The sequence below is a fragment of the Paenibacillus endoradicis genome (assembly GCF_024721975.1).
This window is the reverse complement of sequence record NZ_JANQBB010000001.1, coordinates 959,697-974,826: the sequence shown is the minus strand read 5'-3', so window position 1 is coordinate 974,826 and position 15,130 is coordinate 959,697. Positions and strand designations below refer to the sequence as shown.

17 protein-coding genes and 1 pseudogene are annotated in these 15,130 nt (G+C 37.3%); 3 read left to right on the top strand and 15 right to left on the bottom strand.

From position 1 onward, the window contains the following. Positions 1-48: 48 nt before the first annotated feature. A pseudogene (locus NV377_RS04470) lies at positions 49-409 on the top strand (class I SAM-dependent methyltransferase); the annotation flags it as partial. 81 nt (positions 410-490) lie between these two features. Here NV377_RS04470 and NV377_RS04465 read toward each other — a convergent pair. The 14 genes from NV377_RS04465 to NV377_RS04400 all read right to left on the bottom strand — a co-directional run bounded on the left by NV377_RS04465 (position 491) and on the right by NV377_RS04400 (position 12,772). After that, positions 491-1,318 (bottom strand): polysaccharide deacetylase family protein, encoded by an 828-nt coding sequence (locus tag NV377_RS04465; RefSeq protein ID WP_258199953.1) that lies wholly within the window; start codon positions 1,316-1,318, stop codon positions 491-493. A gap of 118 nt (positions 1,319-1,436) precedes the next feature. Further along, positions 1,437-2,363, bottom strand: a complete 927-nt coding sequence (locus NV377_RS04460) for a pentapeptide repeat-containing protein (RefSeq protein WP_258199952.1) — start codon at positions 2,361-2,363, stop codon at positions 1,437-1,439. Between the two features lie 13 nt (positions 2,364-2,376). After that, entirely contained in the window at positions 2,377-2,706 is a 330-nt protein-coding gene (locus NV377_RS04455; protein WP_258199951.1) for a PadR family transcriptional regulator, read from the bottom strand. 163 nt (positions 2,707-2,869) lie between these two features. Then, positions 2,870-3,334: a hypothetical protein gene (locus NV377_RS04450; protein ID WP_258199950.1), complete on the bottom strand. Its 465-nt coding sequence runs from the start codon at positions 3,332-3,334 to the stop codon at positions 2,870-2,872. 152 nt (positions 3,335-3,486) lie between these two features. Further along, positions 3,487-4,044, bottom strand: a complete 558-nt coding sequence (locus tag NV377_RS04445) for a hypothetical protein (RefSeq protein ID WP_258199949.1) — start codon at positions 4,042-4,044, stop codon at positions 3,487-3,489. A gap of 15 nt (positions 4,045-4,059) precedes the next feature. Beyond that, positions 4,060-4,701: a matrixin family metalloprotease gene (locus NV377_RS04440; protein WP_258200367.1), complete on the bottom strand. Its 642-nt coding sequence runs from the start codon at positions 4,699-4,701 to the stop codon at positions 4,060-4,062. Positions 4,702-5,131: 430 nt separating this feature from the next. After that, positions 5,132-5,968 (bottom strand): phosphoenolpyruvate hydrolase family protein, encoded by an 837-nt coding sequence (locus NV377_RS04435; protein WP_258199948.1) that lies wholly within the window; start codon positions 5,966-5,968, stop codon positions 5,132-5,134. A gap of 40 nt (positions 5,969-6,008) precedes the next feature. Beyond that, positions 6,009-6,371, bottom strand: a complete 363-nt coding sequence (locus NV377_RS04430; protein WP_258199947.1) for a cupin domain-containing protein — start codon at positions 6,369-6,371, stop codon at positions 6,009-6,011. Positions 6,372-6,390: 19 nt separating this feature from the next. Next, positions 6,391-7,872, bottom strand: a complete 1,482-nt coding sequence (locus NV377_RS04425; protein WP_258199946.1) for a type 2 periplasmic-binding domain-containing protein — start codon at positions 7,870-7,872, stop codon at positions 6,391-6,393. A 28-nt stretch (positions 7,873-7,900) separates the two neighbouring features. Beyond that, a complete protein-coding gene (locus tag NV377_RS04420) occupies positions 7,901-8,782 on the bottom strand; it encodes a carbohydrate ABC transporter permease (RefSeq protein ID WP_258199945.1) in 882 nt (293 codons plus the stop codon). Positions 8,783-8,807: 25 nt separating this feature from the next. Beyond that, positions 8,808-9,737 carry an ABC transporter permease gene (locus NV377_RS04415; RefSeq protein ID WP_258200366.1) on the bottom strand — a complete coding sequence of 310 codons (930 nt, stop codon included), beginning with the start codon at positions 9,735-9,737 and terminating at the stop codon, positions 8,808-8,810. Between the two features lie 50 nt (positions 9,738-9,787). After that, positions 9,788-10,546 carry a sugar phosphate isomerase/epimerase family protein gene (locus NV377_RS04410; RefSeq protein WP_258199944.1) on the bottom strand — a complete coding sequence of 253 codons (759 nt, stop codon included), beginning with the start codon at positions 10,544-10,546 and terminating at the stop codon, positions 9,788-9,790. Continuing rightward, positions 10,543-11,538 carry a Gfo/Idh/MocA family protein gene (locus tag NV377_RS04405; RefSeq protein WP_258199943.1) on the bottom strand — a complete coding sequence of 332 codons (996 nt, stop codon included), beginning with the start codon at positions 11,536-11,538 and terminating at the stop codon, positions 10,543-10,545. Before NV377_RS04405 ends, NV377_RS04410 begins: the two co-directional genes overlap by 4 nt. A 1-nt stretch (position 11,539) precedes the next feature. Beyond that, complete coding sequence (locus tag NV377_RS04400; RefSeq protein WP_258199942.1) at positions 11,540-12,772, bottom strand: Tm-1-like ATP-binding domain-containing protein; 1,233 nt, start codon at positions 12,770-12,772, stop codon at positions 11,540-11,542. A gap of 282 nt (positions 12,773-13,054) precedes the next feature. Here NV377_RS04400 and NV377_RS04395 point away from each other — a divergent pair, with 282 nt between their 5' ends. Then, positions 13,055-13,609 carry a helix-turn-helix domain-containing protein gene (locus NV377_RS04395; protein ID WP_258199941.1) on the top strand — a complete coding sequence of 185 codons (555 nt, stop codon included), beginning with the start codon at positions 13,055-13,057 and terminating at the stop codon, positions 13,607-13,609. 92 nt (positions 13,610-13,701) lie between these two features. Here the strand turns inward: NV377_RS04395 and NV377_RS04390 are convergent, their stop codons facing one another. Next, positions 13,702-14,340 carry a DinB family protein gene (locus NV377_RS04390; protein ID WP_258199940.1) on the bottom strand — a complete coding sequence of 213 codons (639 nt, stop codon included), beginning with the start codon at positions 14,338-14,340 and terminating at the stop codon, positions 13,702-13,704. A 115-nt stretch (positions 14,341-14,455) separates the two neighbouring features. Between NV377_RS04390 and NV377_RS04385 the strand changes: the two genes are divergently transcribed. After that, positions 14,456-15,049 carry a stalk domain-containing protein gene (locus tag NV377_RS04385; protein ID WP_258199939.1) on the top strand — a complete coding sequence of 198 codons (594 nt, stop codon included), beginning with the start codon at positions 14,456-14,458 and terminating at the stop codon, positions 15,047-15,049. Positions 15,050-15,130: the final 81 nt, after the last annotated feature.

Below are 15,130 nucleotides of genomic sequence, written 5' to 3'. Positions count from 1 at the left end.
AATTTCGAAGGAGATCTGAAAAATGGAAAAGAAACTGGTTTATTTCTTATGTACTGGGATACAAAAGGAAATGATATCTTAGGAGCAACCGCCCTCCCTCTTTATGGATCATTTGTGTCAGATGTACAATGCCAACTTTTTGGTGATGTCTCAGGGAAAAAGATGCTGGAGATAGGCTGTGGAAGCGATCAATCTTTGCAATATCAGGGGGTACGCAAAGCATCAGAACTATGGGGTAGGTCTACCTATACATAAATGTGTTGTTGCAGAAAATGATACGCTTGTTTTTTAAAAATGTTATTTCAATGAATCCTGGTATTCAGTATCGCTTAACGAAAGTACGTTAACATTATCGGACCGTGAACTATCAACCTATGTGAATGCCTTAGCAAAAGCCGGATTTGTAATTAGAATAAAGCTCATTATACTGCCTCTGTGTGATTAGAAAAAAGCCATCGTTTTAGTTTGTAAACGATGGCTTTATCGTGTTCTATTTTTGATAAAACTCCTCAATTTTTCTAACAAGCCCTTCCCCATCTAACGAAGATAAGCCTGCATTAATACGATAATATATGCCATCTCCACCACGTTCGTTAATGCCACGTTTAATTGTAAATGCATGATCAATACCGATCTCATCCATTACCTCTAGCAGCTCATCACTGTAGCTGCCATATGGAAAAGCTAAGATGTTTGCTTGTTCGCCTAGCTCTTTTACAAGCAACTTTTGTGCATTTTCCAAATCCTCACGAACGCGTGCTTTATACTCCAAAGATGTTTCGCCCTCTAGATAATTAGCTAATAATGGATACTTATCTTCCTCTTCATTAATCTTTATATGCGAATCATAGGTATGGCTATAAAAGCTCATCCCATTGGCTTTCATTTCTCTCATTTGATCCCAAGTCAGATGCGGAAAGTATTCCGGATTAGGTTCGTCTGATGATTTCACCACAACAAAATTAGTCGCAGGAAACTGATGTTGTTGCAAAATTGGATAAGCGATCTCATAAAAATCTTCATAGCCATCGTCAAATGTAATCAAAACTGATTTTTTAGGAAGTTCAATTTTCCCTTCCATGTAATCTACATATTGTTCCATAGAGATTACGTTAAATTCATGTTCAGCAAGTGAATTCATCTGATCAGCAAAAACTTCTTTGTTAATAACGGCAGGATTACCTCTGTAACCAAAGTCATGATACATTAGTACTGCTATCCCAGTTGTCTTATTCACCGTCATGGTAAAAATAACTACTAAACTAATAGCTATCATTACGATAAAACTTAGAACGATAATAAACGATTTACGGTACAATTGCTACACTCCAATTCCTATCATTCTCTACTTAAGTAATATAAATAATGATTATAGGGCATTTAGTAGAATCCTGCAATTGATTAAATTAAGGAACGATTTTGGTGTAAACCCTTCCTTATATAACCTTAACTTTTGATAGATCTGCTCCCATGCCTTTAAGGGATGCATAGGTCAACTTATCCATAACTGCGTCGTCAAAGCAGATGGTTTTGATCGTACGGTAATACTTATTAGTCAATGAAAAATACGCCTGAAAAGACACGTTCTTGAGTGTAGCGCCCCTGAACGAAATTTCGTCTAATGATGACTTGTCAAACTTAACGCCTATAAATTTTTGTCCTTCAAAATTCATCGCGCGCAGGTCGGAATATTTGAAATTCACGCCAATATAGGAACAACTTTCAAAGATCGTATTTCTAAGATCGGTCATGTTTAGCGTGACATCTGTCAAATTTACGTCTTTGAATTTTGCTCCGTTTAGATCTGACTTGCTAATGTTGGTTCGTACAAGGATCGATTGTTTAAAGCTTGCATTTGCAAGAGGTGTGACAGAAAAGCTACAGTCTGTGAGATTCGCACCGTCAAAAATAGCTTCGTTCGCATTACTTGCATTAAACGAACTGCCGGTCAAGTCTGCACCTGCAAAAATAGTTTCGCTCACGTCACTAGCATTAAACGAACTGCCAGTCAAGTCTGCGCCAGCGAAGTCGGAACCATGTAACGTGCTAGCATTAAATTGTCCTTTATGCGCAATAACGCCAGCAAAGTCGCTCTTTGGGAAGTTGCTCGCGCTAAAGTTTGTCAGTAGCTGCCGCTCCAGCGAGCGGGAAAGATTGGCGACCTCCAGTATCGTTTCTTCAATGTCGCCAATGCTCTCAATAGTCATATTAAAGGCAGCATCATCGTCTTTGCCTTCCTCTATAAGTTCACGGTACCTCTCCTGTAAATCGGAGAGCAGGTCCGCTTTTAATTCGGTGACGCTTTTTACCCCATCATATGGTGTAAATACGCCGTTCAAATAATTCGTCAATTTCTGATTCATACATGCACTCTCCTTACAATAAATTTTCAAGCACACGCTTTGCGTACTCCCAGTTGTTTTTGTTTCGGGCGTAAGTCTCCTTACCCTTTTCGGTTATTCTAAAATATTTTCGCCTGCCGCCTTGTGATTGGTCACCCCAATACCACTCGATATCACCGTCTATCTCAAGCCTCCGGACGCTAGAGTACATTGTGGCTTCCTTTAATTCATAATCCCCGCCCGAGCGTTCGGCTATCAACTTGACAATCTCGTACCCGTAGCGGTCAGCTTCGGATAAGAGCCTTAAAATCATCGTGTCGGTATGTCCGCGCAGCAGGTCGGATGTAATTTTGTTCTCGTTCATTTAATCACCCCGCAACTGTATAATACGACATATTACTATGACAGTCAAGGTACTATTTCAATCAAAACACTATTAATACTACTCAATAATTTCAATCACTGCGCAATTCGTGAACAACAAAAAGACGGCATTTCTGCCGTCTTAAATACATATGATTAGATATCTAATTGTTATTTATAGCCATCTTTATTTTATTAATGGTATCTTCTAATGAGAGTCCTCGAAATTCCTCATCCATGTAAAAAAGATTCCCGCTTCCGCTTTGGTTGAGACCTCGACTCCAAAACACTTGATTGAACTCGTCTATTTTAAGTACGCCAAACGTGAGCCCAACTACCCTATAAACATTTTCTTCATCTTCCCTTGAATAAGGTTCTAGAAACAGAATATACTTTTCCTGTCCTTCATCTCTCCACGCTCGAAGCTGTTCAAGCGTCTGTATCTTTATTTTCTGCTGCGAAAGGTCAAGATCTCCTTTTAGTACCTCTGAAACCTCGATCTGAAAACGAACCGTATTTATCTGATTTTCAGAGCTTATAATGGTGTCCACTCCTGTCCTATGGGCAACTACAATCGACTCGGATTCCTTGATCATCTGTTCGAAGGAATCAGGACCTTCAGTATCCATAAGTCCCGTTTCATCTGAATCCTTCTTAACACAGCCTGTAATGAGCAGCAGGATTAAACAACACAACAGAGCTTTATCTAGAAGCTTAATAAGGGACACCTCTTTTCTAAGGTATATGTCGACTCGCTTAATTATTTGGATCATTTATTTTATTATTCACTCAAAGAATGAATCTTGTTAGTAGCAAGTTTTAATGAAAGATTGGATAATTCGTCCTGAAAAGTTTTATATCCTCCATACTGATCTGCGTCATAATACAGTCTATTGTTACTATCTACTTTAAATTTACCTTGATATTCCCCTACAATCGAATAAATATCATCGCCCAGTCTGCCTGTTTTCGGATATAGGAATAAAACGTAATGGTCTTCCTTATCATATAGTCCCATACTAGTTTGTCTAAGATCCAATATTCGTATATGTTGTTTTATCAAGCTTGAATCGCCTTTCAATACGTTGATAACTTTAACTTCAGTAAGGGTTAGATCAACGTTTTGATCAATTAAATCTTCCACTTTATCTGTTTTAACTACTTCTACAATCGTTTCAGATTCTACCATCATTGTATCAAGTGTTGCATATTCGCCTAATAATAAGCTATCGTACGCTGGTCCGATTTCAAATTTGCCATTTGGATCTTGAGCCGAAGCGCAACCAGTAACATAAATGATCGTTATCATTAACATAAGTAAAGGTAAGTATTTTTTCATTGGTTTGTCCCTCCTCTAATATAAGTTATTTATTCCATTGATATCATCGGTCTGAGGAATAGTCCATCCTTGAGTAAGTATTTTGAGAACTCCATTTGTAGTAGTATCATCCATAATACTTGGCTGACCCGAAAAATGAGCCAAACCCAATGCATGTCCAATTTCATGGAAAGCAACCGCTCTACTTGCTGTATAATTCATTCCATAATCATCCAATCCATCAACGTTAAGAAAAACAAAAGCTTTATCCCATGAACTTGAAGGTGCGCCTTCACCTAGTAATGGAGAGATATTGGCCCCATTTTTATACATGGTTGCCCATCCATATAATTTTGGTTTTTCTGGGAAGCTCGAGCTGTAAGCGGTTATTTTCGGAGTTGCTGTAGAGCCTGTAGGTAAAGGTATAAGGTTAGCTTCTGTATCTGACATCCAAATTGAAAATGCACTATCAAATGATGTTTTCATATTGTAGCTTTTTCCGTTATGGGTTATGTTAGAAGCAAAATTATGATAGTAACCTGAGGTAACTCCTCCATCAAGTTTGTAAAACCCGATAATGCTTCCCCAATAGCTGTAAGCAGCTGCGCTAGAGAATGAACAACAAATAAGAATCATAGCAATAAGTATCGTCCTGTAACCAATTTTATGTCTATACACAAATTTCAAATTATTCACAACCTTTCCAATTAATATGTTGTTTATTATGACTATCATAGCAGAGTCATTCCTTGAATTTCATTGAATAATTATAGTAAAGACTGAAGTTTTTAAAGAAATTTTTGATTACTTAATGAACCCTCCTCGTTGTCATATACAGCCGTCTCAAAGGACTGTCAACGCTATATCAAACAACGTTTGTAGGTACTATGTATGTTTTACCGGTGAATGCACAATCGAGTATTTTATATTCCATTAACACAAAGACGCCATCCAAATCATTCGGATAGCGTCTCTTTTTAACATTTTTAAACAACTCACCTGTGACGCGAGCGGATCTTTAGAAGAATATTCAAAATTAAGTCGACACAGCGGGCTGTGTTTGATGATCGCACCAGGTCTCGGAACTACAGCCACATATGCAACTTAGCTATAAGATAATTGAATGATGTATCAACTTTTTAAAACTTCTAACTTGTTCTGTGATAGCTAATTCTGTTGGTAAGCGTTCGATGCTAGATGCACCAAAAAAACCAGCTACTCCAGTTGTCCGATCCAATACATATTGTGCATCCTCTGGTTCAGAAATAGGACCACCATGACAAAGCACGATGATACTAGAATTAATAGCAACTGCTGCATCTCTTATTCTCTGTACAATTGTAACACTTTCATCTAAACTAATTGTTGTTTTAGCACCGATCGCCCCTTTACTTGTTAGGCCAACATGGGCAACAAGTACATCGGCTCCTGCTTTTGTCATTTTGATTGCATCTTCTTCATTAAATACGTAAGGCGTAGTTAATAAGCCTAGTTCATGCGCTATACGAATCATTTCAACCTCTTGATCATAGCCCATACCAGTCTCCTCTAGATTTTGCCGAAATAGACCATCACATAATCCAACGGTTGGGAAATTTTGAACTCCAGCAAAACCCATCTCCTTTAGCTGCGTTAAAAATAATCTCATCGATCGAAATGGATCAGTACCACATACACCAGCTAAGACAGGAGTATGCTCTACAATCGGTAAAACCTCTGATGCCATTTCTACAACGATCTGGTTAGCATCTCCGTATGGCATTAAACCTGCGAGTGAACCACGCCCTGCCATTCGATATCTACCTGAGTTATATATAATGATTAAGTCTACACCACCCATTTCCGCACATTTTGCAGATAATCCAGTTCCAGCCCCTGCACCAACAATAGCCTGCCCAGCCTCTATCTGACGATTAAAGCGATGTAGCATTTGTGATATTTCCATTATGTTTCTCCTTTCGTACTCTATACTTTGATCTATATATCTACTCTCCGATTGTTTGACGTTCACCAGATGAGTAGGCAATAATCATGCGGCAAGGCTCCCAGCTTGTAACAAAAGCGTTGTGTGGTACATTCCGCGGTATTCTTAACATCATTCCGGGCTCCAAATGGTGTACTTCATCACCTAGTGTGTGATCACATTCACCTGATAATACGAAAATGATTTCTTCACAATTAGGATGAATATGTCTACCATTTTCCTTTCCCGCTTCAATATACACCATGCCAAATGTCAACTCAGCTTCTGGATCAATTTCCTTTCCGCAAAGCCATTGAATTTTACCCCATTCCATATTCAGTACGCGTTCCTCCTGCTGATCTTTCAAATGTGTAATAGTAGCCATCACTTTCCATCTCCTTTATTTAGTTTGCTTGTAATCTAGCTTGATAAGCTTCATTCATTTCTTGCGTAATTTTAATATGATCAGGGTTGTTTTTCATTTCTATGACGATCTGATCCCATGCGTCAATTGATACCTTATCCATAATAATTTGTGTTTTGAGATCATTCATTTTCTTCAAAAGATCCGCACCAAGCTTATTGTTGGTTTCAGAAACTAGTCCAATCGTCGGATCTTCAAAAGCCACGGCTGATCTAGCATCAATAATTTCCTTATTTCGTTCAAAGATTTCCATAGTCATGCCTGGAGCATAAGCGTACATATATGGATCATACTTCATGAATAACTTCCCAAATGCCCCCACACCTACACTGTCTTTCGCTGCTTGGTCGGTTGCTACCTTTAACCCATCGACTTCGTTGTAATGAACGTCCTCAATTCCATATAAGGATAGGTTCCCTCCTTCTTCAGATGCTCCAAAATCAAGAACAGAAAGTATTTTCTTCATCTTTTCCTCTGATACTTTCTTAGGAATGGCAAGTACACCGATGTATCCACGATATTGTGGAACATATTCAATCCCCTCATAGGTTAGAGAAGTCATAGGTAGCCAATCTACAGTTGGATCTGTTTTCCACTGGTCATGGGTCCAACGGAATTGTGCTTCAATGGTCTCGGCAGTAACTCCAGCTCTACCTGTAGTTGCCAAATCCCAAAATTGACTATCCTTCATTACCGCAAAATCAGCTGGAATTAGCCCTTCCTTATAAAGCTTCTGTTTAAACAAGATGGCTTCTCTTGTTCCTGGATCAAAGTTCACATCCATTAATTGATCATCTACTAGCTTCCATCTGCCATTAGAATGTGTAAATACACCATCGATTGAATCAGCTGATCTCATCGTGTATCCAAAGGTTTCATCTTTTCCGTCTAGTTTTGCATTCTTAAATGCCACCAAAACATTATAAAAATCATCAATAGTTTTAGGAACTTCTAAATTCAATTTATCTAACCAGTCTTTACGAATATTAAAAAACACAAATCCATTGAGTGGACGCGAAACAGGAATTACGTAATTTTTTCCGTTAATTGTTGTACTTTTCCAAACATTTTCTGGATAACTATTCAAATTCGGATAGTCTTTGATATATGGTGTCAAATCCCAAAACTCACCATGCTCCACCAGTTGCTGAAATAAAGGATTCGTCATATCATCAAGCTTTAATAGATCTGGTAAATCGCCAGAGCTTAAAATAACATTAAGTCTATCGATATAATCCATCCAATTTACACCTGACACCCAAGTAATATCTAACTTAGAATCTGTCTTCTTTTCAATTTCCTTAATAATTTGACTATCTTCCGCTGGAGGTTGAGCGATTGTAAAATCAGAAACAATATGAATTACATTGTCCTTAGATGAGGTACTACAAGCAGATAGAACTGTAAGACAGATAAGGAATAAACATAGCAGAATTATCAATTGACCATTATATCTTTTCATCAATGATCCTCCTAAAACTTTTTTTTACTTATCCTTTAACTGAACCAAGCATGACGCCCTTCGCAAAATGCTTTTGTAAAAATGGATAGACACATAAAATAGGGACAGTAGAAATTACAACCGCTGCCATTTTAATTGTTTCGGTAGGTATGTGCCCCTCTGACATCATCTCCATAGCGGCTGCACCTGATGTTGACATTGAAGAATCCACGAGCATATTGCGTAATACAATCTGTAGAGGCATCTTGGCATAATCTTGAATGTATAGCACAGCCGAGAAAAAAGTATTCCAATAGGCAACGGCGTAAAATAGCCCAAACGCAGCTAACGAAGGAATTGAAAGCGGTAACACAATTCTGAAAAAGGTCCCTAAATCACTATTCCCATCAATCATAGAAGCTTCCTCTAGCTCAACAGGGATACTGTCAAAGAAACTTTTCATGAGTAATACATACCAACCACTTGTAAGAACTGGAATTATTAATGCCCATACACTATTAATTAAGCCAAATTCTCGTACAACAAGGTACGGAGGAATGATACCAGGATTAAATAGAATCGTAAGAACAATTCCAATCATAATAAACGAACGACCTCTTAATCTCTTTCTTGATAGACCGAAGGAAATCGCAGCTGTCACAAATAAACTTAATGCAGTACCCACTGTTGCTAAAAAGACACTGACCCCCGTTGCTTTTATGAATGAGGAGGTTGTAAATAAATACTGATAAGCTGCCGTAGAAAATTCCGTTGGAAATAGAATGAAGCCATTTTTATCGGCATACTCCTTAGCATCCGTAAATGAGACAACGAAAACGTAGTACAATGGAAATAGTGTAATAATACCAATTCCAATTAAAATAATCGTATTAGCGATATTGAAAACTTTTGATTCAATGCTTTCCCTCATCAAATGAGCCCCCAAACATTAAGTCTTAATAGACTCCCTCTTCACCGAACTTTTTCGCCAGTTTGTTAGCGATGATGACTAAAACAAGTCCTACAATAGATTTAAATAACCCTACTGCTGTACTATAGCTAAATTGTCCATTTTGTACCCCGTTACGATACACATAGGTTTCAAATACATCGGCAACATTCGCTACAGCACCGTTCATCATAAGGAATACTTGTTCAAATCCAACATCCATAATATTTCCAAGTCGCAATATTAGTAGTACGATAATTACATTTCGGATTCCTGGTAGAGTAATATGCCACATTTGCTTAAGTCGATTAGCCCCATCAATCTTAGAAGCCTCGTACAGTTGCTGATCCACAGAAGTAATTGCAGCTAGGATGATAATCGTTCCCCATCCCGTTTCTTTCCATATATTTTGAACCGTTAACACAATCCAAAATACGTTACTATTTGTAAGAAAATCAAATTTACTAAACCCAAAATACTGTATAAGCATATTGATAATTCCTGATGTCTGCGATAAAAGAAGAAAGGAGATCCCGACAATGATAACCCAGGATAGAAAGTGTGGAAGATATACGATAGATTGAACAACGCTCTTGAAGTAACGATTCCTCACTTCATTTAGCATTAATGAGAGCACAATTGGTAGAGGAAAGAAAAATATTAAGTTGAGTAAACTAATCACCATCGTATTCCGAAAAATGATAACGAAATCTGGATTAGAAAAGAATCTTTGAAAATGCTCAAAACCTACCCAAGGACTATTAAGAATTCCCAAATATGGGCTATAGTTTTGAAAGGAAATAATAACGCCCCACATAGGTAAATACTTGAAAATTAGAAAATAGAGCACACCAGGAGCAATTAATAGGTATAAAAATTTATCTCGTTTTAAGTCATACCATAGCTTTTGATATCTATCTCGTTTTTGATGAACCATGACTAGTTCGTTTTCGGCTCTATGATTCATGTTCGTATCACTCGCCTTAGTTAGGATTTATGTAGCATTGAATTAATAAAGGAATAGCAGGACTGCATACCTACGATCAGATCTCCCCCACTTTCCTCATCTGCTGATATCCAACCTTGATAGTTTTGTTTTGCAAGCTGATTGAAAATGGTCGTAAAATCAATCGTACCTTCACCTAGCACTTTCCATTCGTTTCCTTTTATATCTTTAAGATGAATATTGTCTATCACACTTGAAAAACTAGAAAGCACTTCAGCAACATCCGCGATTCCAGATTTGACCAAATGGGCAGTATCTACTGTCAAACCAATGGAACCCTGCTCAGCATTCTCAAAAAAAAGATCAAAATCCTCACGATACATGACGGGTTGGTCATAATGATGATGTAAGGAAAGCTTTACTCCTTGTTCTGCGGTATACAGTCCGATCTGTGAAAGCTTTCTACCAAAATCTTTTATATCATTATGAGTTACTGTAGCTCTGCTTACACCATGACAAAACACAATTTTATCCGTTCCTAGTTTCTTAGCAAAATTGACAATAGGTTTAAGAGTTTGAATGGTTTCTTCATTCAACTGCCCTCCCATAATTAACGCTGATGCAATACCTGGAAGATGACCCCACTGTTCTAGAAATAATTCAGGTTCTAGCAAATACTGTGCATACTGACCATGCTTTAATTGTAGTCCATCATATCCAATGACTTGATATTGTTGAAAGAGTTGATCTTGTTCTGATGGAGTGGCAGTCGGTGCGGAGAAAGCGATCTTTATACTCATTGAATCACTCCTTGGTGAAGCTCAATTCTTCGATTTTCCACTTTAGATCGATAAGCAGCATCCAAAATAGCTACAGTCTTTAGATTGTCATTCGCACTATTAGCTGATTCCTTACCAGTCTCGATCCAGTCAATCAGTTGATTTAGACCATCAAACGTTGCATACTCACGACTTAGATCATTACTGAAGCTATCTACAGCCGTTCGATTTCCCACCTCGTATAAATGTACGGCGCCATGCTCGCAATGTAATGTGCCCGTCTCTCCAATAACGATTAACTCCGTACGATTGAAGGCTGAAGAGAAGCTCTGTGTATACGAAGCAATTGCCCCTGTTTCGAATTCCACTTGAACATGTGAATCTGTTTCGCCTACACACTGAATGGAATTTGAAGAAGTCATAAGGCTAGAGACAGCTGTAGCCTCTTCACCCAGTACTTGCCGAAAACCGTCTATCCAATGGATACCCATGACAGATATTGCATTTCGTTCGCATTGAGTTCTCCAACCTTGGTCTTGCCGAAAGAAAAAGTTATTAAAAATCATACTATTTACTTTTCCGATTCGATTATTTTTTACTAGCTCTTTAACCAAATAGAATGGGAAATGTAATCGGAAATTTTGGTTCACTGCTATTGGAATATTTAAGCTCTTTGCTTTATCTGTAATCTCTTGAGCCTCAACTAGCGTATCTGAAAAAGGCTTTTCCACAAATAACGGGAAGCCTGCCTCTAGCAAAGGAAATACTACTTGCTTACGAATGGAGGTAGGTGTACAGACGATTGCAATATCAACCTCACTGTTAGCAATAAATTCCTCGATTGAAGTATAACGCTTCGGAATTTGATATTGCTCGGCTTTTTGATTCAATAGTGTTTCATTCGGATCACAAATCGCTTCGATTTGGATTCGTTCAGGGTGTGCTTTATAGCCCTCTAAATGTAATTCAGTTACTCCACCTGCACCAATTAAACCAACCTTGTATTGCTTCATACTAATTCTCCCCCTTCGTCATCATTGAAACTAATATAGAAACTGCGTATTCGGACACTTGCGGATCATTAATATTACAATCTAGCTCTATATATTGAATATGGGGTTTAATATTTTCTTTAATTGCCTGGATACATGCTTCATCTGCTTCAGGGTCCCAAAACAATTGTCCTGGACTATCTAAAATGGAAAATCCCTGCTTTGGTATAATAAATGCAACGGGTCCATGACTTGAATTTGCTTTATCGGCTAGCTTTTCACCTATCAATCTATTTTCAGCTGGAGTGGTACGCATTAAGGTAGTGTTCGTATTCCATTCATACAATTGACGGCTTGCATATTTCTTGGGAACGGTTGCAATGTTACCGAAATTCACCATATCTACACATCCTGGAACGATCACCTGTGGAATGCCTAATTCTGCAGCGGAATCTCCCCGTGTATTGCCAGCTGCAAATATACCTCCTACAATCTCATCCGCCCATTCTGTAGTTGTAATGTCTAGAATTGCATCAATATAGTTCCCTTCAACCAAGCTCTCGATTGTTTTCCCACCAATTCCTGTGCAATGAAAAACGAGAACTTCATTCCCTTGCTGCTCTAATAGGTTTCTAGCGTTCTCGACACACGTTGTTGTATTACCAAACATGCTAGCAGCAATAATTGGTTTCACAACACCATTCTTTTCTTCTAGACTTTCGAAGTCTTTCATTTCTACCATGCCACACATTGCTCCAGCTGCTTTAGATAAAATCTGCTTACTTATACGATTAATTCCTGAAATATCAACAATAGAAGGAATCATAATAATATCCTTCGTGCCAACATAACTAGAGGTATCACCAGATGCGACGGTTGATATAATTAGTTTGGGAAAACCGATAGGTAAGGCTAACATAACGGTACTAGCTAGTGTTGTACCTGCTGTACCGCCCATCCCAATTATTCCTTGAATAGTTCTTTCTTCGATTAGTTTACGCACGATAAGTTTTGTACCTTCGGCCATTTTTCCAATGCTCTTACCACGATCTGAAAACGCAATTAATTCTTCTATGCTACCGTTCACCGCATCCATAACTTCGTGACGATTTATATCTACTTCAATTTGAGAATTTCCTATAACTCCCGTATCAATTACAATTACTTGATGCGATTGCATCAGGATTTGATCTTTTAAAAATTGAAATTCTTTCCCCTTAGTATCCATTGCTCCAATAAGACAGATAGTTGCCATACAGCTCCCTCCAATCAATTGAAATTCAGCACTAACACGAATGAAATTCAACAAACCTCCATTCTAATTCAACTTATTAACATTTTATTCAACCTAGTTGAATTGATTTCATTATATTCCTGCATATAAATATTTACAATGGGTTTAATGACGCTTTTACCGAAAAATTTATCGACATAAAGCCCCTATTTATAAGACAATTTATTTGTTTTTGTCATTTTGTTGAATTTTCTAATAAGTTGAATTATAGTAGATGTTACTTATATCATAGGAGGATTATGGATGGAACTAGGCCGAAGAATTCGTCTTATTCGTAAAGAACAAAAACGAACGCAAGAGGATATTGCTTTAATTGCTGGTATTACTAAAAGCATGCTTTCTAAGATTGAAAGTGGTGGAGCTATGCCTGCGGTTGCAACACTTATGAAAATTGCTACGGCTCTCGGTGTAAGAACCGCAGACTTACTAGAAGATGAAAGTGATTTAGGCACTATACTAGTTACAAAAGATCAATACGATTCACTTAATAAGTGGATCGATACTAACAAAGGGTATTCATTTTTTCCTTTTGCTCCCTCAAAACGAGATAAACTTATGCAACCCTACTTGTTTCGTGCCTATAAAGGAACTCCCAACACGCATACCTTTTCACATTTGGGTGAAGAATTCATTTACGTTATTTCTGGTGAAATGAACTATCAAGTTGGGAATATACAATATAGATTAACTTCCGGTGATACTTTATATTTTAATTCTATGGAAGAGCATCGTGTATATCCGATTTCCGAAGAAGTAGTGTACCTTGCTATTTTTACCGAACAATCTAATAACGACTAGAATTATTTATTTTATGGTGAAGTCGTTGAGGAAGAAAACATTCAGGAAGAGATTCATCTAACAACTTCATAGTAGTAACTACTTAATACTAACTATTGCTTCTTATAGGTACTTGATTCAGTGTTAAAAATATTCTTTTGTATAGCCTTATCAATTTGCTTAATATGATGAACGTTATGCCACACAAATCTTTGAATTGCTATGTCTAGCGTTATGCTACCAAGCACTTCCGTAGAAATAGTTTTATCGTATTGAATAGGTTCTAAATGAGTTAATAAATATGAAAATCTTTGATGTAGCATTTCTAGAAACAATAATGACCGATTGATGGGAACTATTTGATAGTCTATTAGTTCTGCAAATAAATCTTCTCGATAAGAACTTACCATTGGATCACTTTCGGTTAATCCACGCTTAAATCGAAAATATGCATTTATATCATTATCTACGAGATGGTTTATTACTTGGCGAATTGTCCATCCACTTTCGCGATATGTATACTCAAGTTGAGATTCAGTCAAAGGGTTAACTAGTTTTCTAATAGAATTGATAATTTGAGGTATTTCAGAGATAATTATCAATCTTTCTTCCTTTGTGAGTTTCTCTTTGGCTATAAAATCTTCATTCCATACTATGTTCTCCTTCAGATTAAATCCCCCCTTATCAACTTCAGTAGCAGTTTCATGATAACCAGATAATATGTTGTATAAATGATACGATTTACCAATCAATGTCGCAATAGTAATTTTAATGAGTATAACAAATCCCCCTATTTTTTCTATTTATCGAAATGAAATTTGAAAAAAAGTTAATATTCACCTTAATTTGGAAGGAGGTGATTACTCAGTGAAAAAGAAAGTAATAATCGCAATGTCTGTGCTTGTTTTTGTTGGCGCGACTACTATTTGGGCTGCTGATGAAGTGAAGTATATCCTTACGAAATTATCCGCCCCCATTATTGTGAATGGTGAGCAGTATAATTCAACTGCACCTATACTTAACTATAAAGACACCACTTATGTTCCGCTACGTGAAGTAACCAATTTACTCGACAAAGACATTAAGTGGAATGCAAAACAAGGGCAAATAGAAATCAATGATGATTACTTTTACCTCGAAGGGGAGAAAGAATTCAGCAGCCCTAATAAAGAATTTGTAAATTTAATTAACAGCCAAGTGAAAGCAATTAATTCCGGGGACAAAACAGCATATGAAACTCTCTTCACTAAAGAAGGGCTTGAAAATTTTCCGACATTCCCTGATCTAAATATTCTAATAACGAACCACTTCATTTTTGAAAACACAACAACTGAAAAAACGGATGTGTTGGTTGATCTCTATTACAAAGATAGTGCCGATACTAAGCTCAAATACACACAGTCCAAGTACCTATTAGTAAAAGAAAACAATCAATGGAAAATAGCTGGTTTTAGCAAGTAACGCGAATACAGTAAAAACATGACTAGGCTGCCAAAATATTATTGGCAGCCTAGTCATGTTTTTTTATATATTAACCTTTTG